Source organism: Isoptericola sp. NPDC056618 (assembly GCF_042792715.1).
Classification (GTDB): Bacteria; Actinomycetota; Actinomycetes; order Actinomycetales; family Cellulomonadaceae; genus Isoptericola; species Isoptericola nanjingensis.
In genome coordinates this window covers 66617-84478 of the sequence record NZ_JBHTVZ010000005.1, presented here as the reverse complement: position 1 = coordinate 84478, position 17862 = coordinate 66617, and the positions used below count along the sequence as shown (strand labels likewise).

The 17862-nt window shown below is 74.8% G+C and carries 17 protein-coding genes and 1 tRNA gene; 11 read left to right on the top strand and 7 right to left on the bottom strand.

All coding sequences use genetic code 11. The features are described from left to right. Positions 1 to 18: 18 nt before the first annotated feature. Positions 19 to 843: a metal-dependent hydrolase gene (locus ACFQ8T_RS09025; protein ID WP_430546203.1), complete on the bottom strand. Its 825-nt coding sequence runs from the start codon at positions 841 to 843 to the stop codon at positions 19 to 21. A gap of 206 nt (positions 844 to 1049) precedes the next feature. On the opposite strand from ACFQ8T_RS09025, the gene ACFQ8T_RS09020 reads away from it, so the two are divergent. After that, a tRNA-Leu gene (locus ACFQ8T_RS09020) sits at positions 1050 to 1134 on the top strand. Positions 1135 to 1221: 87 nt separating this feature from the next. Here the strand turns inward: ACFQ8T_RS09020 and ACFQ8T_RS09015 are convergent. Beyond that, positions 1222 to 2043 (bottom strand): hypothetical protein, encoded by an 822-nt coding sequence (locus ACFQ8T_RS09015; RefSeq protein WP_430546202.1) that lies wholly within the window; start codon positions 2041 to 2043, stop codon positions 1222 to 1224. Between the two features lie 192 nt (positions 2044 to 2235). Here ACFQ8T_RS09015 and ACFQ8T_RS09010 point away from each other — a divergent pair, with 192 nt between their 5' ends. From ACFQ8T_RS09010 to ACFQ8T_RS08985, 6 genes are all read left to right on the top strand, one after another. Further along, positions 2236 to 3429, top strand: a complete 1194-nt coding sequence (locus ACFQ8T_RS09010) for an AI-2E family transporter (protein ID WP_430546201.1) — start codon at positions 2236 to 2238, stop codon at positions 3427 to 3429. 37 nt (positions 3430 to 3466) lie between these two features. Then, positions 3467 to 4069, top strand: coding sequence for a GNAT family N-acetyltransferase (locus tag ACFQ8T_RS09005; protein ID WP_430546200.1), 603 nt, complete (start codon positions 3467 to 3469; stop codon positions 4067 to 4069). 103 nt (positions 4070 to 4172) lie between these two features. Beyond that, positions 4173 to 5558 (top strand): flavin-containing monooxygenase, encoded by a 1386-nt coding sequence (locus ACFQ8T_RS09000; protein ID WP_430546199.1) that lies wholly within the window; start codon positions 4173 to 4175, stop codon positions 5556 to 5558. Then, positions 5555 to 6478: a bile acid:sodium symporter family protein gene (locus tag ACFQ8T_RS08995; protein WP_430546198.1), complete on the top strand. Its 924-nt coding sequence runs from the start codon at positions 5555 to 5557 to the stop codon at positions 6476 to 6478. Before ACFQ8T_RS09000 ends, ACFQ8T_RS08995 begins: the two co-directional genes overlap by 4 nt. Next, the gene (locus ACFQ8T_RS08990; RefSeq protein WP_430546197.1) at positions 6475 to 7452 is read left to right on the top strand and encodes an SDR family oxidoreductase; all 978 of its coding nucleotides are present in this window, start codon (positions 6475 to 6477) and stop codon (positions 7450 to 7452) included. Before ACFQ8T_RS08995 ends, ACFQ8T_RS08990 begins: the two co-directional genes overlap by 4 nt. A 206-nt stretch (positions 7453 to 7658) precedes the next feature. Then, a complete protein-coding gene (locus tag ACFQ8T_RS08985; protein WP_430546196.1) occupies positions 7659 to 9290 on the top strand; it encodes an ABC-F family ATP-binding cassette domain-containing protein in 1632 nt (543 codons plus the stop codon). A 43-nt stretch (positions 9291 to 9333) separates the two neighbouring features. On the opposite strand, the gene ACFQ8T_RS08980 is transcribed toward ACFQ8T_RS08985, so the two are convergent. After that, positions 9334 to 10632 carry a lytic polysaccharide monooxygenase gene (locus ACFQ8T_RS08980; RefSeq protein WP_430546195.1) on the bottom strand — a complete coding sequence of 433 codons (1299 nt, stop codon included), beginning with the start codon at positions 10630 to 10632 and terminating at the stop codon, positions 9334 to 9336. 112 nt (positions 10633 to 10744) lie between these two features. Here ACFQ8T_RS08980 and ACFQ8T_RS08975 point away from each other — a divergent pair, with 112 nt between their 5' ends. Further along, complete coding sequence (locus ACFQ8T_RS08975; protein WP_430546194.1) at positions 10745 to 12109, top strand: M20/M25/M40 family metallo-hydrolase; 1365 nt, start codon at positions 10745 to 10747, stop codon at positions 12107 to 12109. Positions 12110 to 12140: 31 nt separating this feature from the next. Here the strand turns inward: ACFQ8T_RS08975 and ACFQ8T_RS08970 are convergent, their stop codons facing one another. Both ACFQ8T_RS08970 and ACFQ8T_RS08965 read right to left on the bottom strand, forming a co-directional pair. Continuing rightward, positions 12141 to 12926, bottom strand: coding sequence for a fructosamine kinase family protein (locus ACFQ8T_RS08970; RefSeq protein ID WP_430546193.1), 786 nt, complete (start codon positions 12924 to 12926; stop codon positions 12141 to 12143). 36 nt (positions 12927 to 12962) lie between these two features. Continuing rightward, entirely contained in the window at positions 12963 to 13214 is a 252-nt protein-coding gene (locus ACFQ8T_RS08965) for a DUF5703 family protein (RefSeq protein WP_430546192.1), read from the bottom strand. A gap of 74 nt (positions 13215 to 13288) precedes the next feature. Here ACFQ8T_RS08965 and ACFQ8T_RS08960 point away from each other — a divergent pair, with 74 nt between their 5' ends. Next, entirely contained in the window at positions 13289 to 13654 is a 366-nt protein-coding gene (locus ACFQ8T_RS08960; protein WP_430546191.1) for a primosomal protein, read from the top strand. Here ACFQ8T_RS08960 and ACFQ8T_RS08955 read toward each other — a convergent pair. Continuing rightward, entirely contained in the window at positions 13636 to 14601 is a 966-nt protein-coding gene (locus tag ACFQ8T_RS08955; protein ID WP_430546190.1) for an aldo/keto reductase, read from the bottom strand. The two genes, ACFQ8T_RS08960 and ACFQ8T_RS08955, sit on opposite strands and share 19 nt — an antisense overlap. A gap of 51 nt (positions 14602 to 14652) precedes the next feature. Here ACFQ8T_RS08955 and ACFQ8T_RS08950 point away from each other — a divergent pair, with 51 nt between their 5' ends. Then, complete coding sequence (locus tag ACFQ8T_RS08950; protein ID WP_430546189.1) at positions 14653 to 15525, top strand: undecaprenyl-diphosphate phosphatase; 873 nt, start codon at positions 14653 to 14655, stop codon at positions 15523 to 15525. 64 nt (positions 15526 to 15589) lie between these two features. Beyond that, positions 15590 to 16873 carry a cysteine--1-D-myo-inosityl 2-amino-2-deoxy-alpha-D-glucopyranoside ligase gene (mshC, locus tag ACFQ8T_RS08945; RefSeq protein ID WP_430546188.1) on the top strand — a complete coding sequence of 428 codons (1284 nt, stop codon included), beginning with the start codon at positions 15590 to 15592 and terminating at the stop codon, positions 16871 to 16873. 30 nt (positions 16874 to 16903) lie between these two features. On the opposite strand, the gene ACFQ8T_RS08940 is transcribed toward mshC, so the two are convergent. Continuing rightward, a complete protein-coding gene (locus tag ACFQ8T_RS08940; RefSeq protein ID WP_430546187.1) occupies positions 16904 to 17824 on the bottom strand; it encodes a PAC2 family protein in 921 nt (306 codons plus the stop codon). Positions 17825 to 17862 lie beyond the last annotated feature (38 nt).

Here is a 17862-nt window from a genome sequence, read left to right as displayed (position 1 = left end):
CGTCACGGGGCGTGGCTGTCAGCCGCCGATCGCGCTCGCCCAGGCGGTGACCTGGTCCCACACCGGCTGGGTGTCGAAGCCCATCTGTCCCAGGGCGGCCCAGGCCACGCCGACGACGGCGTAGAGGCTGACCGGCGTCATGACGACCCATTCCCGCCACGACCCGGCGTCGCCGAGGACGGGCAGCGAGATGTTGCCGCCGTCGCGCCACACGTCGTCGAAGGGCAGCACCCGGTAGCGGCGCACCCAGTAGGGGGAGCGGAACTTCAGCGGCCACAGGAGGGGGACGCCGGCGGTGGTGACGAGGTCGCCGAGCACGTGCACGGTGCAGCCGAGGGCGACGGCCAGCGGCATCCAGTTCCACTCCTCGGGCGCGAAGACGGCCACGCACGCGGCGAGGAGCAGCGACAGCGTCCAGGTCCACCAGCGCTTGCCGCCCGTCACCTTCCAGGCGCGCAGGGCGAACGCGATGAGCAGGACCGCCATGACGCCGGGGCCGACGAGCACCTCGCCGAACGCCTCCGTGCTGACGGAGACCATGCCCATCACCCAGGCGATCGCGGTGAAGACGGCGATGCCGAGGATGGAGTGCGTGCCGTTGCGGTGCCCGCCGGACACGGTCGCGACGAGCTTGGAGACGCCCTCGGAGACCGGGGGCAACGAGTGGGCGATGGTGCCGCTGTGGTGGTCGGCGTCGGGCAGCAACGCGGCGCCCGCGCAGACCAGCGCGCCGGTCATCACCCCGACCTCGGAGACGGGGTGCCAGCCGAACGCGAACGGCGCCGTCGACGTCACCGCGACCCAGGCGGCCGCTCCCGACGCGGCGTGGTGCCCACCCATCATGACGTCGTCGTTCTCCCGTCCGGTCGTGCTTGTCCAGTTCCGCACCCTTGACCGGTTGGTCCGGGCCGGGCAGGACGCTACACGCCGCCGCCGACGCCCGTGCCTGTGACCAGCGGGGCGACGTCGCGGTTTGCGAGAGCACGCCCCCGCCGTGCTATGTTTTTCCCCGCACCGAGACGGCGCCGAGGCGCTGTCGAGGTCCACTCGTCCGGGTGGCGGAATGGCAGACGCGCTAGCTTGAGGTGCTAGTGCCCTTTATCGGGCGTGGGGGTTCAAGTCCCCCTCCGGACACTCGTTGAGACAGCGACGAACAAGCCCCCGGGGTCCACAACCCGGGGGCTTTTTCGTGCCCCCGCACCTCGTCACGGCGCGCGTACGTCACACCGCGGCGGAGCGCACGGCGAACGCGGCCAGCGCCGCCCGGGTCTTCGTCTCCTGGGGCGCGCCGAGATCGACGCCCCGGCCCGCGAGGAACACCTTCGTCTCGGCCGCCGCCTGGAAGGCCGCGGGCGGCGCCGCCTTGGTGGACAGCTCGAGGACGCGGTCGCCGTCGGGCAGGAACCACAGCTCGGCGGTCAGGCGCCGCGGCAGCCCCTCGGGTGCGAACCGCGCCTTGAGGAGGGTCGTCGGACCCAGCACGCGCAGGTCGTCGAGCGTGACCCCGGCCGGGAGGCGCGGCTCGAGGAGCGCGCGCTGCGTGCGGTCGAGCAGGCCGGGGAGGCGGCCGACGTCGTCCAGCAGGGCCCGGACGTCGTGGTCGGGGAGCCGCCGCGTCGCGGAGCACGAGCAGGTGAAGCCGGCGGGCGACGCGTCCACCTCGACCTTGAAGCCGTCCGCCCGCCGCACGGTCGCCGGGACGTCCGCCGGCAGCATCGGTCGCAGCTTCGCGGTGAGGTCGCCGTCCTTGCGCTGCGTGCGCCGGGCGCGGACGACGAGGCCCGCGGCGGACAGGTCGAGCGCGGGGGTGTCGAAGAACACGACCTGGCGGATCGTCGCGTCGAGCGCATCGATCCCGAGCCTGTCGAGCACCCGGCGGTGGTCCGCGCCGGGCACGGTGAGCTTCAGCTCGACGGCGTCGACCTCAGGCAGGACGGCGAGGACCGCGGCGAGGGTCTCGGCGTCGTACGCGGGCATCGGCGCGGGCGCCGCCGGCGGAGGGGGCGCGGGGGCGCTGCCGGGCTGCGGGGACGTCGTGGTCATGGTGGGCTCCTCCTGTCGCCGGGCGACGTGCGTCCATCGTCCGGCGGCGGCGCACGTCGCGCACCGGCCCACGGCCGGCCGGGCGAGATTCACCAGGAAGTTCACCCCGGCGGGCGACGCGCGTCGTCCTCCCACGACGGGTGGGCACCGTGCGGCACACTGGGCGGACGAGCGGGGGAGAGGAGCGCACGGGTGGCGAAGCGCGCGAGCGAGAACGTCCCGGCCTGGCTGCGGACGTCGGCCGGTTGGTCGTGGCGGCTCATCGCCCTGACGGCGGCGGTCGCGCTCGTGTTCTGGGCGACCGTGCAGGTGCAGCTGGTCTTCATCGCCGTGTTCCTCGGGCTGGTGTTCGCGTCGGTGCTGAACCCGGTCGCCGACCTCTACGCCAAGATCATGCCGCGAGCGCTGGCCACCGCCCTGGCGATCCTCAGCGCGTTCCTCGTGCTGGGTGGCCTCCTCACGTACGTGGTCGCGTCGGTGGCGGGTCAGTGGGAGCAGCTCGCCGGCCAGTTCGACACCGGCGTACAGCAGATCCTCACCTACGTGGAGAGCGGGCCGTTCGGGCTCTCCGTGACCGGCGACCAGATCAACGAGTGGATCGACCAGGGGCGGCAGTGGATCGCCGACAACGCCGACTCGCTGGTCAGCCAGGCGGCGCAGAGTGCGGGCTCGGTCTTCGAGGGCTTCGCGATCTTCGCCCTGTCGATCTTCTGCACGGTGTTCTTCGTCGCGTCGGGCGGCAGGATGTGGCGCTGGTTCCTCGGCCAGATCCCCCAGGAGCACCGCAACCGGTGGCAGGCGGCCGCGGGGGCCGGCTGGTACAGCTTCTCCGGCTACGCGCGCGGCACCGTCATCATCGCCTTCGTCGACGGCGTCCTGGCGTTCATCCTGCTCACGATTCTCGGGGTGCCGCTGGCGGCCCCGCTGGCCGTGCTGGTGTTCATCGGCGCGTTCATCCCGCTGATCGGCGCGCCGCTGGCGATGATCATCGCGGCCGTCGTGGCGCTCGCGGCCAACGGGTTCGTCACGGCCCTCATCGTCACGATCGGCATCGCGCTCATCGGGCAGCTCGAGGGGCACGTGCTGCAGCCGCTCATCATGGGCAAGCAGGTCGCCCTGCACCCCCTGGTCATCGGCCTCGGCGTCACCGCCGGCACCGTGCTGGCCGGCATCCTCGGCGCGATCATCGCCGTCCCGCTCATGGCGGTCGCGTGGACCGTGTTCTCGACCCTGCGGGGCGACCGGCCGCACCCCGAGCTCGACGAGCAGCCCGGGCCGGGCGACCGGCCGCTCGCCGTGGCCCCGATCGTCGTCCCGCCGGACGCCGACGCCGCGCCGGGCGGTCGCGGGGCCACGGAGACACCCGAGGAGACCCCGGACAAATAGCCGTGAGGCCGTCGGCCGGGCGTGCCACGATGCCCCGATGGAGCCGTTCGTCCTCGCCACCGACCGCGTCCGCCTGTCCGTCCCGACCGCCGCCGACGTCGAGCGCATCGCCGAGGTCTGCGCCGACCCCGCCATCGCGCGGTGGACCACGGTGCCGTCGCCGTACACGCGCGACGACGCGGTGGGCTTCGTCGAGAGGTTCGTCGCCGACGGCTGGTCCGAGGAGAAGGACTTCACCTGGGCCGTGCGCGCCCCCGGAGGCATCGACGGCCCGGTGCTCGGCATGGTGGGCATGTCGAGGGAGGGCGGGCCGGGTGTCGAGCCGGCGGGGGAGCTGGGGTTCTGGTGCGCCCCGGACGCACGGGGCCGCGGCCTGACGACGGAGGCGGCGCGGCTCGTCGTCGACTGGGCGGTCGACCCCGAAGGGCTGGGGCTCGGCGTCGTGCGCTGGCGCGCGAACGTCGGCAACTGGGCGTCGCGCCGCGTCGCGTGGAAGCTCGGGTTCCGGTACGAGGGACTGCTGCGCCGCTTCGGTGCGCAGCGCGGCGTGCTCCAGGACTCGTGGGTGGGGTCCTACGTGCCCGGCGACCCGCGCGAGCCGAGCGAGCCGTGGCCCGCGGAGGCCCCCGCCGCCGCCTGACCGGTCGGCTTTGGGCGCCGCAGCGCCTGGACCGTATGCTCCCTGCGCGCAAGGGCGCGGATCGAGGCACGCACAGCGCGCGCCGGGAGCATGGAGGCTGGCGATGGGGCTGGAACGACGGGTCGCGGTGATCGGGGCGGGGCCGTCGGGCCTGGCCGCCGCGCGGGCGCTGGACCGCGCCGGGCTCGCCTTCGACGGGTACGAGGCCCACACGGACGTCGGCGGGCTGTGGGACATCGACAACCCCCGCTCGACGGTCTACGAGTCGGCGCACCTCATCTCCTCGCGCACCACGACCCAGTTCGACGAGCTGCCGATGGACTCGGCCGCCGACTACCCGAGCCATCGCGAGCTGCTGCGCTACTTCCGCCGGTACGCCGTCGAGTTCGGGCTGCGGGAGCGCTTCCGCTTCGGCACCCGGGTGCTCGGCGTCGAGCCGGTGGGCGGCGACGACAGCGGGCGCAGCGGCTGGACGGTGCGATCCGCGCCCGCCGGGTCGGCCCCGGGGTCGGGAGCCGACGACGCGGTCGAGCGCACCTACTCGCACGTGGTGATCGCGAACGGCACGCTCGCCGAGCCGAACGTCCCCACGCTGCCCGGCGCGTTCGACGGCGAGGTGCTGCACTCGAGCGCCTACAAGAGCGCGGACGTGTTCGCGGGCAAGCGGGTGCTCGTCGTCGGGGGCGGCAACTCCGGCTGCGACATCGCCGTCGACGCCGTCCACCGCGCCGCGTCGGTCGACCTGTCGGTCCGCCGCGGCTACTGGTTCGTCCCGCGCTACCTGCTGGGCCGGCCCACCGACACCCTCAACCAGGGGCGTCCGCTGCCCGCACGCGTCAAGCAGGCCGTCGACTCCCGCCTGCTGCGGCTGCTGAACGGCGACCCGCGGCGGTTCGGCTTCCCGGAGCCGGACCACAAGATCTACGAGTCGCACCCCGTGGTGAACTCGCTCGTGCTGCAGCACGCGGGCCAGGGCGACCTGCGGGTGCGGGCCGACGTCGCGCGGTGCGACGGGCGCACGGTGCACTTCGCCGACGGCAGCAGCGGCGACTACGACCTCGTGCTGCTCGCGACCGGCTACCGGCTCGACTACCCGTTCCTCGACCCCCGCCATCTCGCGTGGGCGGGGCCGGGCTCCGGGACGGCGCCGCGGCTGTTCTGCAACATCGTGCCGCCCTCGGGCAACGGCCTGTTCGTCGTCGGGATGCTCGAGGCGTCGGGCATCGGCTGGCAGGGTCGCGCCGAGCAGGCCGAGCTGGTGGCGCGCTACCTCGCGGCCGTGGCGGCCGGGGACGACGGCGACGTCGGCGCCCGGGCGCGGGCGGTGCGGTTCCGCCGTCGCCTGACCGAGCCGTGGCCGGACCTGACGGGCGGCTACCGCTACCTCGGGCTGGAGCGGATGAGCTACTACGTGAACAAGGACGCCTACCGCCGCACCGTGCGGCGCCTGGCCGACGAGCTCGCGCCGGCCGCGGAGAGCGCGGCATGAACATCGACGACGTCGCCGTGCGGTTCGCCCCGGGCTCGATGGTCGCCCTGGACCTCGTGCTCGGCCTGATCATGCTGGGCATCGCGCTCGACACGTCGCCCGCGGACTTCCGGGCGCTGCGCCGCGCGCCGCGGGCAGCCGTGCTGGCGCTGCTCGCCCAGCTCGTCGCGCTCCCCGCCGTGACCTTCGGCCTCACGCTGCTGCTCGACGTGCAGGCCTCCGTCGCCCTCGGGATGATCCTCGTCGCGTGCTGCCCGCCCGGGAACGTGTCCCAGGTGCTCACGCACCGCTCGGGCGGCAACGTCGCGCTGTCGGTGTCGCTCACCGCCGTCGGGAACGCGATCTACATCGTCGCGATGCCGCTCAACCTCGCCCTGTGGGGGTCGCTGCACCCGACGGCCGGCGCCATCCTCACGGACGTCCGCCTGGACGCCGGGCAGATGCTGCTCGAGATCCTCCTGGTGATCGGCGTGCCGTTCGCGGCCGGGATGCTGGTGCGCACGCGCTGGCCGGCGCTCGCGGCCCGCGTGCACCGCCCGGTGCGCTGGGCGAGCCTCGTGGCGCTGGTCGGCTTCATCGTCGCCGCGCTCGCCGGGAACTTCGCGGTCTTCGTCGCGTCCATCGGCGTGGTCCTGCTGGCCGTGTTCCTGCACGACGCCGCGGCCCTCGGCCTGGGCTACATCGCCGGCCGCGCCGGGCGGCTCGCGCCGCGCGAGGTGAAGGCGGTCACGTTCGAGGTCGGCATCCGGAACGCGGGCCTCGGCCTCGGCCTCGTCTTCACGTTCTTCGGCGGGCTGGGCGGCATGGCGGTCGTCGCCGGCTGGTGGGGCATCTGGGACATCGTGGCCGGCCTGGCGCTGGCGACCGTCTGGGCGCGACGGACGCGGGCCCGCGCGGCCCGCGAGGAGGTGGCGGCATGATCCGCGTGCTGGTGACCGGCGGGGCCGGGTTCCTCGGGTCGCACGCCGTGGCGGCCCTCGCGGCCCGCGACGACGTCGCGCACGTCGTCGCGGGCGACCTGCGCGAGGCGCGGGTGCCCGACGGCGCGACCTGGGCGCGCCTGGACGTCACCGACCCGGCGTCCGTGGCGGGCGTGATCGCGGAGCACGACGTCGACACCGTGGTGCACCTCGCCGCGATCGTGAACCCGGGCACCCTCGACGCGGCGGCCGAGCGCGCCGTCGACGTCGACGGCACCCGGAACGTGCTCGACGCCTGCGTGGCGGCCGGGGCGCGGCGCGTGGTGATCTCGTCGTCGGGCGCCGCGTACGGGTACCACGCGGACAACCCCGTGCCGCTGCGCGAGACCGACCCGGTGCGCGGCAACGAGGAGTTCACGTACTCGCGGCACAAGCGCGAGGTCGAGGAGATGCTCGCGCGCTACCGCGCCGACCATCCAGGGCTCGGCCAGGTCGTGCTGCGGATCGGGACGATCCTCGGCCCGGGGGTGGACAACCAGATCACCGCGCTGTGGCGCGCCCGCCGGCTGCTGCGGGTGCGCGGCTCGGAGAGCCCGTTCGTCTTCGCGTGGGTCGACGACGTGACCGGAGCGGTCGTGGCGGGGGCGACCGGCGACACCACCGGGACGTTCAACGTGTGCGGGGACGGCGTCGTGACCGTGGCGGACATCGCCGCGAGCCTCGGCCGCCGCACGCTCGACGTGCCGGCGTGGGCGCTGGCCGCCGCGCTGCGGGTCGGTCACGCGCTGCGCCTCACCGTGCACGGCCCGGAGCGCGTGGGGTTCCTGCGCCACCGGCCGGTGCTCGACAACTCCCGCCTCAAGGCCGAGCTCTACGTGCCGCGCCTGACGTCGCGCAAGGCGTTCGAGACGTGGCTGCACGGCCGGGGCGCGCCCGCGGCGAAATCCGGTGGCCCTCGCCCCGAGGTCGGGTAGCATCGACGCCGTCCCCGCGGCCTCCGCCGCGCGTGAGAGGGGACGGCTCCAGGACGAGAGGCGCACCACAGCGATGACGGGCATCCGGACGACCGCCTGACGCGTCGACCCCGAGGCTCCCTGCCGGCCTGCACGCTCGAGTGCGGCCCGGGGGAGCGGCGTCGACGCACCCGCCGTCCGCCGTTCCTCGCACCGCTGGAGTCTTCGTGCCTGCTCCCCACCCCTCCGTCGTCCTGCACGACCTCACCTTCTCCTGGCCCGACGGGGCCACCCCGATCGCCGGCGTGTCCGGCGCCTTCTCCCGCGGCCGCACCGGCCTCGTCGGCCTCAACGGCGCGGGCAAGTCCACGCTGCTGCGCCTCGTCGCCGGCCGGCTGCGCCCGACGTCCGGGTCGATCAGCGTGTCCGGCGTCGCGGACTACCTGCCGCAGCGGCTGACGCTCGACACCGACGCCACGGTCGCGGACCTGCTGGGCGTGCGCGACGTCGTCGACGCGGTGCGCGCCATCACGGAGGGCACGGCGCCCGAGGCGGAGCTCGCGGCGCTGTTCGACGTCGTCGGCGACGGCTGGGACGTCGAGGAGCGCGCCCTCGCCGAGCTCGCCGGCACGGGTCTCCCGGCCGGCGACGGCGTGCTCGACCGCCCGGTCGGCACCCTCTCGGGCGGCGAGGCGATGCTTGTCGCCGTCACGGGCGTGCGCCTGCGGGGCGCCGACGTCGCGCTCCTGGACGAGCCGACGAACAACCTCGACGGCGACGCCCGCGAGCGCCTGCACGAGCTCGTGCGCACGTGGCGCGGCGCGCTCGTCGTCGTCTCGCACGACAGGCAGCTGCTCGAGCTGGTCGACGAGACCGCGGAGCTGCGTACCGGCTCGCTCACGACGTACGGCGGCACGTACGCGCAGTACGAGGAGCACCTGGCGGCGCAGCAGGAGGCGGCACGCTCCGCCCTGCGCGATGCCGAGCAGATCCTGCGGCGCGAGAAGCGCGAGCGGATCAAGGCCGAGGAGCGCATCGCGCACTCCGAGCGCCGGGGACGCAAGGACGTCGTCGAGCGCCGGTACGTCAAGGCCGCCATCAACGACCGGCGCAACTCCGCCGAGAAGTCGCAGGCCGCGCGGCGCGGCCAGGCCGCCGGGAAGGAGGCCGACGCCCGGGCGGCGGTCGAGGCCGCCGAGCTCTCCGTGCGCGACGACGACCGCATCGTCGTCGACCTGCCCGACCCGGACGTCCCTGCGGGGCGCCGGCTGGCCGTCCTGCGGGGCACGGACGGGCGCGAGGTCGTGCTCGCCGGGCCGGAGCGCGTGGCGCTGACCGGACCCAACGGCGTCGGCAAGACGACGTTGCTGGAGCGGCTCGTCGGGGTGGCGCCCGTGGGCGCCGACGTCGGGACGGGAGCGGTCGCCGAGACGCTCACCGACCGGGTCGGCTACCTGCCGCAGCGGCTCGACGTGCTGGACGACGACCAGACGGTGCTCGACGCCGTGCGGGCCGGCGCACCGGACGTGGCGCCGGGAGACCTGCGCAACCGGCTGGCGCGGTTCCTGGTGCGGGGCGACCAGGTGGGCCGCCCGGTCGCGACGCTGTCCGGCGGCGAGCGGTTCCGCGTGACCCTGGCCCGCCTGCTGCTGTCCGACCCGCCCGCCCAGCTGCTCGTGCTGGACGAGCCCACCAACAACCTCGACATCGCCAGCACCGACCAGCTGGTGCAGGCCCTGGCGGCGTACCGCGGCGCGCTGCTCGTCGTGAGCCACGACCGGGCGTTCCTCGACCGGCTCGGCCTCGACGCCGAGCTGGTGCTGGCCGCGGACGGGACGCTCACCGAGCGGCGGTCGTAGCCGCCCGGTGAGCGCCCCGGTGTCGTGGTGCGGGTACGGCCGGTCAGGAGCAGGCGAGGGCCCCGTCGGCGGGCGCCTGCCCGGACCCGACGAAGCCGACGGTCACGCTCTGGCCGGCGGCGACGTGCGCGGTCCACGCCACCGGGGTCACGACGCCGTCCGCCAGCTCGCCGCCCCACATGGTCGTGGAGGTGATGGCGCCGGCGTCGACGCGCCACGAGGCGAGGTCGGCGTCGCGCGCGGTGACGACGATCTGGCCCTGGTAGCCGCCGGACCACGAGCTCGTCGTGGTGTAGGCGGCGGTGCACGCGCCGTCCGTCGGCTCGCCGTCGTCGGTCGTCGTGGTGAAGGCGGCCGCCGCGGTGGCGGCGGAGACCTCGCCGGTGTTGTCGTTGCGGGCCCGCACCGTCACCTCGTAGGTCGAGCCGGGGTCCAGCCCGGTGAGGTCGACCATGGGTGACCCGTCGGTCGTCGCGAGGACGTCGCCCGTCGTGGCGTCGAGCACGTCGTAGCCCGTCACGCAGCCGCTCTGGGAGACCCCCCACATGAGGTGCGCCTGCGTGGCCCGCACGTCGTGGGCCATCACCTCGCCGGGGACGCCCGGGGCCTCGTCAGGGCAGGCGGGCGGGTCCACGGGGCCCGTGCCGTCGCCGATGCCGGTGACCTCGCCGTCGCCGCCGTCGAACTCCACGTCCGAGCAGCTGTAGAAGTTCTCGCTGCTGTCCGAGCGCACCCAGTGCGTGAACACGACGTGGCGCCCGGTGCGGTCGGCGGGCAGGGTGACGTCCCAGTAGTAGTAGTTGTCGCCTCCCGGACCCCCGGTGTCCGGCGGGTCCGTCACGGAGTCGACCAGCTCGAGGTCCGCCCACCCGAGCGGCTGGGCCGGGTCGAAGCCCTCCCTCGTCACGTAGACGTCGAACCGGCCGGGGTGCTCGGCCCAGTTGTTGTGCTGGAACTCGTACGTGGCGCCCGCGGTGAGGTGCGTCGTCGGCCAGTCGGTGCGTGGCGCGTTGAACGCGGAGAAGTCGTACGGGCCGCGGTCGCCGCCGGAGCAGATGGTGCCGTCGGGGATGTACCCCTCGGTGCGTCCGGCGCCGTTCGAGTCCAGGTTGCCGAACCAGTTGTAGTACGCGTTCGGCCCGCTCTCGGCGAGCGCGTCGGCGCACGCCGGGTTGCCGGGGTCGAGCTGCCCGTTCGGGGTCTGGGCGTCCACCCAGCACAGGTACTGGCGGGAGCCGGGGAACACCTCGGCCCCGTGGGCTGCCGCGGGCTGGCCGACGGCGGCGACGATGCCGACGGCGGCCAGCGCGGCGGCGGCGAGGGATGCCGCGAGTCTTCGCATGATGGTCCTCCTCCTCGAGGTCCGTGGGTGCGTGGGCACGACGGTGGTCCACGGTGCGGACGGCGTCATCCCGGCTAAACGTTTCGCGCGCGGGCGCCGGTACGGTGTCGGGGTGACGTCCCAGCCCCTCGCCCCGCGCCCGAGCACGCCTCCCACGACCGCGGACCCGCACCCCACCGCCGAGCAGGAGGTCGTGGACATCTGCCGCGACCTGCTGCGGATCGACACCTCGAACTACGGCAACGGCGAGGGACCGGGGGAGCGGCGGGCGGCGGAGCTCGTCGCCGGGCTGCTCACGGAGGTGGGGCTCGAGGTGGAGCTGTTCGAGTCGGAGCCCGGCCGTACGTCGGTCGTGACGCGGCTCGAGGGTGCCGACCCGACCCGGCCCGCGCTGGTGCTGCACGGGCACACCGACGTCGTGCCCGCCGCGGCCGACGACTGGTCGGTCGACCCGTTCGCCGGCGAGGAGATCGACGGCCTCCTGTGGGGACGCGGCGCCGTCGACATGAAGGACATGGACGCGATGATCCTGGCGGTCGTGCGCCAGATGGTCCGCGAGGGCCGGCGCCCCGCGCGCGACGTCGTGGTCGCCTTCTTCGCCGACGAGGAGGCGGGCGGAGTGCGCGGCGCGCAGTGGGCCGTGCGGCACCGGCCCGAGCTCTTCGAGGGGGCCACCGAGGCGATCAGCGAGGTGGGCGGCTTCTCGGTGGAGGTGGGAGGTCGGCGCGCCTACCTGCTGCAGACGGCGGAGAAGGGCCTCGCGTGGCTGCGGCTCGTCGCCGACGGGCGCGCCGGCCACGGGTCCCAGGTGAACGCCGAGAACGCGGTGACCGAGCTCGCGGCGGCGGTCGCACGGATCGGGCAGCACCCGTGGCCGTACACGTTGACCCCCACCGTGGAGAAGCTGCTGCGCGGGGTGTCCGACCTCACCGGCCTCCCGTTCGACGGCGAGGACCCGGCCGCGGTCGACGCGCTCGTCGCGGCGCTGGGCCCGGCCGCCAAGTTCGTGGGCGCGACGGTGCGGCACACGTCCAACCCGACGCAGCTGGACGCGGGCTACAAGGCCAACGTCATCCCCGGGCGGGCCGAGGCCACGGTCGACGTGCGCCTGCTCCCCGGGCACGAGGAGGAGGGGATGGCGACGCTGCGCGAGCTGGCCGGGCCGTCCGTGCGCGTCGAGCCGATCCACGCCGACACCGCGCTCGAGGTGCCGTTCTCCGGCGGCCTCGTGGACTCGATGGTCGCCTCCCTGCTCGCCGAGGACCCGGCGGCCACGGTGCTGCCCTACACGCTCTCCGGCGGCACCGACAACAAGTCGCTGTCCCGCCTCGGCATCACCGGCTACGGGTTCGCGCCGCTGCGCCTGCCAGCCGGCCTCGACTTCTCCGGGATGTTCCACGGCGTCGACGAGCGGGTGCCGGTCGACTCGCTGCGCTTCGGCACGCGCGTGCTGGACCGCCTGCTGCGCGACTGCTGACCACGCCGTCGCCAGCCGTCCTCAGCCGTCGTCAGCCGCCCAGGCGGGCGAGCAGGTGGCGGGTCTGCTCGACGTACCCGCCGCCGAAGAGCACGGCATGCACGGCGAGCGGGTACAGCTGGTGCAACGGCACCCGGTCGTGCCACCCGGGGGCGAGGGGCCACGCGGCGTCGTAGCCCGCGAGGACCTCGTCCAGGTGCGGCGCCCCGAAGAGCGCGAGCATGGCGAGGTCGGCCTCCCGGTGCCCGCCGTGGGCGGCCGGGTCGATGAGCACCGCCTCGGCGGAGCCGCCGGGCCCGCGCGACCACAGCACGTTCCCGAACCAGAGGTCGCCGTGCACGCGGGCCGGTGCCTCCCGTGCCGCAGGGCCCGCGAGGACGCCGAGCCGTCCGCACACCCGCTCGACGGCGGCCGCGTCCTGCGCGGTGAGCACGCCCCGCTCCCGGCCCTGCGCGACGACCGGCCGGAGCCGGGCGTGCGCGTAGAAGGCGGGCCAGTCGCCCCAGACCCCCGCGGCCAGGGGCAGGGGATCGTCGAGCGGCCCGAAGTACCCGCGCCCGGCGCCCGGCGGGAGGACGCCGAACCCGGCGGCGCCCGCTCGGTGCAGGACGGCGAGGCGGCGGCCCAGGTCGCGCGCGGCGTCGGGCGTGGGGCGCGCCGCGTCGACCCGCTCCAGGTCGAGATGCTCCGGCCCGTGCCCGAGCACCCGGGCGACCCGCGGGCCGCCCGGCACGGCGAGCCAGCGGAGCCCCGCCGCCTCGGTGGCGAAGAACCCCGGCGGCGCGTGCGCCCGCGACTTGCGGAAGTGGTCGGCCATGCGACGTCCTGACCTGCGTCCTGGCGTGCCGGCCGGTCAGAAGGTGGGGCTGACCTTGATGATCTTGCGGCGCAGCCACACCCGGCGTTCGCCGCCCATGTACAGGCGGGTGCGCGCGAGCTCCCACCGGCCGTACTCGGCCTCGTCGGTGAGCATCTTGCGCGCGTCCGGGACGCTCGTGCCCCGGTCGATGGTCAGCACGCGGTACTCGTACTGTCCGTGCTTGCGCCAGGCGGACGGCGCGCCGGGGCGCGCGTCTGCCTGCGGCGTGGACGGGATCGAAGCCATCCGCTGTCCTCCCGAAGTGCTGGCGGGCGGTTTTCGTCTGCCCATTGTGCCCCGTGGGGCGCTACGGTCAGAGCATGACCGCAGACCCGCGTGCCGCGCTGGACCGCTTCGTCGCCGCGCTGGAGGCCCACTACCACGCGGTGTCGACCCGCCGGGGCGACGACGACCCTGCGGTCGACGACGCCTACGAGGTCCTGGCCGACGCGTTCGAGGTCTACGAGGACGCGCTGGCCCAGGTCTACTCCGAGGTCACGCCCTTCTTCCTCGACGACGGGGACGACGACGACGGGGACGACCAGGACGACGACGAGGACGACGACGAGGACGACGACGACCTCGACGCGGAGCTCGACACGGACCTCGAGGGGCCCGACCTGGCGGGGGCTCCCGCCGACCGGCCGGCCGACGCCCCGGGCCAGGCCTACCAGCGCTCGGGGTAGCCGATCTCCGGGGCGGAGACGTCGTCGAGCGCGGCGTGGACCTCGCGCGGCAGGTCGAGGTCCACGGCCGCGAGGGAAGCCCTCAGCTGGGCCGGCGTCCGCGCCCCGACGATCGCGCTGGCGACCGTGTCGCGGGCCAGCAGCCAGGCGAGAGCGACCTCGAGCGGCGCGCGCCCGAGCCCGTCGGCCGCGGTGGCCACGGCCTCGACGACGGACGACGCCGCGGCGTCCAGGTAGGGGTCGACGAACGCCGCCAGGTGGGCCGACGCCGCGCGGGAGTCCGCGGGGATCGCGCGCCGGTACTTGCCCGTCAGCACGCCGCGGCCGAGCGGGGACCAGGCCAGCAGGCCGAGCCCCAGCGCGTCCGCGGCGGGCGCGACGTCGCGCTCCGCGCCCCGCTGCAGCAGGGAGTACTCGAGCTCGACGGCGCTGAGCCCGGTGCCGTCCGCCTCCAGCAGGGTCGCGGCCCGCGCGGACGCCCAGCCGGGGTGGTTGGACAGGCCGACGTAGCGCGCCCGGCCGGAGGACACCGCGAGCCGCAGCGCCGACGCGGTCTCGGCGAGCGGCGTCGTCGGGTCGGGGCAGGCGACGAGGAACAGGTCGACGTGGTCGGTGCCGAGCCGGGCGAGGGACGCGTCGAGGTCGGCGAGCAGACCCGCACGGGAGGCGTCGACGCGGGCGCCCGACCGGCCGGCGCGCACGCCGCCCTTGGTGCAGAGCACGACGTCGGCGCGGGAGACCTTGTCACCGAGCAGGGACCCGATCACGCGCTCCGCGTCCCCGTCGCCGTACGTCGCGGCGGTGTCGACGAGCGTGCCGCCCGCGTCGACGAAGTCGCGCAGCTGCTCCGCCGCGTCCAGGTCGTCGGTGTCCCGTCCCCAGGTCATGGTCCCCAGGCCGAGCTCGGACACGCGCAGGCCCGTGCGGCCCACCTGACGACGCTCCATGGCTGGCCAGGCTACCGGGAAACCTCGCAGGTCCGGGTAGTGTGACCGCCCGTGAATGCCTGGGAAGCGATCCTGCTCGGCCTGGTCCAGGGCCTGACCGAGTTCCTGCCGATCTCCTCGAGCGCGCACCTGCGCATCGTGGGGGAGCTGCTCGGCGGGACCGACCCCGGGGCCGCGTTCACCGCGATCACGCAGATCGGCACCGAGGCCGCCGTGCTGCTCTACTACCGCCGCACGATCCGCGACATCTGCGTCGCCTGGTGGAAGTCCCTCGTGGGCACGCACGGCAGCGACTGGCGCTCCCGGATGGGCGCCCACGACGACCAGGCCCGCATGGCCTGGTACATCGCGCTCGGCTCCATCCCGATCGGCGTGCTCGGCCTGCTCTTCCAGGACCAGATCGAGACCTACCTGCGCAACCTCTGGATCACCGTGACGACGCTCGTCGTCTTCGGCCTGCTGCTCGGCTGGGCGGACAAGATCGGCCGGCGCACGCGCCGGCTCGACGAGCTCAACCCGAACCGCGCGATCGCGTTCGGCTTCGCCCAGGCGCTGGCGCTCATCCCGGGCGTGTCGCGCTCCGGCGGCACGATCACCGCCGGGCTGCTCATGGGCTTCACCCGCAAGGCCGCCGCGGACTACTCGTTCCTGCTGGCCATCCCCGCGGTGCTGATGTCGGGCTTCTACCAGCTCGCCAAGTCCGTGGGCGAGGACCCGGCCCCCGGTTCGCCCGGCGCCGGCGCGACCCTCGTGGCGACGCTCGTCGCCTTCGTCGTCGGGTACGTCGTCATCATCGGGTTCCTCAAGCTCATCACCACGCACTCGTTCATGCCGTTCGTCTGGTACCGCCTCGGCCTCGCCGCCGTGGTCGTGGTCCTGCTGCTGACGGGCGTGCTCACCGCGAACGGCGGCATCGTCGTCTGACCGGGACGTGGTCGGGCAGCCGGTCGGGAACCTGACCGGGTGAGACGCCCGGTAGCCTGGGCGCGTGCGTTCCTGGCCCGCCCCGCAGATCCCCGAGCTCCCCGACCCGGCCGACGGTCGCCGCACCCCCGTCCGGGTGCACGACAGCACCACCGGACGGCTCGTGGACCCGGCCCCGGGGCACACCGCCCGCTACTACGTCTGCGGGATCACCCCGTACGACGCGACCCACCTGGGGCACGCGAACACCTACCTGGCGTTCGACCTGCTGCACCGGGCGTGGCTCGATGCCGGCAAGGACGTGACGTTCGTCTCGAACGTCACCGACGTCGACGACCCGCTGCTGGAGCGCGCGGACGCCACGGGCGTCGACTGGCGCGAGCTCGCCGCCGACCAGGTCGCGCTCTTCCGCGAGGACATGACCGCCCTCGGCATGGTGCCGCCCGCCACCTGGACCGGCGCCGTCGAGTCCGTGCCCGCCGTGGTCGCCGCCGTCGAGCGGCTCCTCGACGAGGGCGCGGCCTACCGGGTTCCCGTCGAGCCGGGCGCCGGCGGGGACGACCCCTGTCTGGGCGACGTGTACGCCGACCTGTCGGCCGACCCGGACTTCGGGCAGGTGGCGCGCCTCGACCCGGAGGTCATGGCGGCCCTGTTCGCCGAGCGCGGCGGGGACCCGCAGCGCGAGGGCAAGAAGAACCCCCTCGACCCGCTGCTGTGGCGCCGCGAGCGCGTGGGTGAGCCCGCGTGGGACGGCGCGTCCCTGGGCACCGGGCGTCCCGGCTGGCACATCGAGTGCGCCGTCATCGCCCGCGACGGGCTGGGCCTGCCCTTCGACCTGCAGGGCGGGGGAGCGGACCTGCTCTTCCCGCACCACGAGATGTCCACCTCGCACGACCGCCTGCTGGGCGGCGGCGGGGCGGGCGTGCACGTGCACGCCGGGCTCGTCGCCTACGAGGGCGAGAAGATGAGCAAGTCGCGCGGGAACCTCGTGTTCGTCTCCGCGCTGCGCCGCGCGGGCGTCGACCCGATGGCGATCCGCCTGGCCCTGCTGGCGCACCACTACCGCACCGAGTGGGAGTGGACGGACGCCGATCTCGAGGCCGGCGTCGCACGGCTCGAGCGGTGGCGCTCGGCCGTCTCCGGCAACGGCGGCCCTGACGCGACGGTGACGCTGGGCGCCCTGCGCGCGGCGCTCGCGGACGACCTGGACGGCCCCGCCGCGCTCGCCGCCGTGGACGCCTGGGCGGACGTCGCGCTCGAGCCCGGTCGTGACACGTCCGACGACCACGAGGGTGCGCCCGGCGTCCTGGCGCGGGCGGTGAACGCGCTGCTGGGCGTCCGGCTCTGACGCGGCGTCCCTGACGCCGTCGCGGGGGCGTCAGCCCTTGTCCGGACCCCTGTCCCCGCCGCGGTCGGGGCCCTTGTCCCCGCCCTTCTCGCCGCCCTTGTCGCCGCCGACGTCGCGCCGCCGCAGGTAGCGCTCGAACTCGCGAGCGATGGCCTCGCCCGTCGCCTCGGGCAGGTCGGCGGTGTCCTTCGCCTCCTCGAGCTGCTGTACGTACTCGGCGATCTCGGCGTCCTCCGACGCGAGCTCGTCGACGCCGTGCTGCCAGGCCTCGGCGTCCTCGGGCAGGTCGCCGAGCGGCACCGGCGCGGCGATGAGCTCCTCGACGCGGGCGAGGATCGCGAGCGTGGCCTTGGGGGACGGCGGGTTGGCCACGTAGTGGGGGACGGCGGCCCACAGCGACACGGCCTGGAACCCGCGGCGGTCGGCCTCGTGCTGCAGCACGCCCACGATGCCGGTCGGGCCCTCGTACGTGCTCGGCTCGACGTCGAGCACCGCCTGCAGGCCGTCGCTCTCCGTCGTGGCGGTCATCGGGATGGGCCGGGTGTGGGGCACGTCGGCCAGCAGGGCGCCGAGCGTCACGACCGTGCGTACGCCCAGCTCGGCGGCCAGGTCGAGCAGCTCGGCGCAGTAGGAGCGCCACCGGAAGGACGGCTCGATGCCGTGCACCAGCACCACGGTGCGGTCCGGCAGGTCCGCGACCGACACCGTCGTGGTGGGCCACGTGATCGTGCGCACGCCGTCCGGCCCGGTCTCCATCACGGGCCGGTTCACCTGGAAGTCGTGGTAGTCCTCGGGGTCGAGCTCGCGCACCTGGCGGGCGTCCCACACGTGAGCGAGGTGCTCGAGCGCGGCGGTGGCGGCGCTGCCGGCATCGTTCCACCCCTCGAACGCGGCGATCATCACGGTCTGCCGTGCGGCGTGGCGCCCGGTGGTCTCCGGCTCGGTCGTCATCCGTCCAGCGTATACAGGGGGCGGTCTGCCGGAGGTCG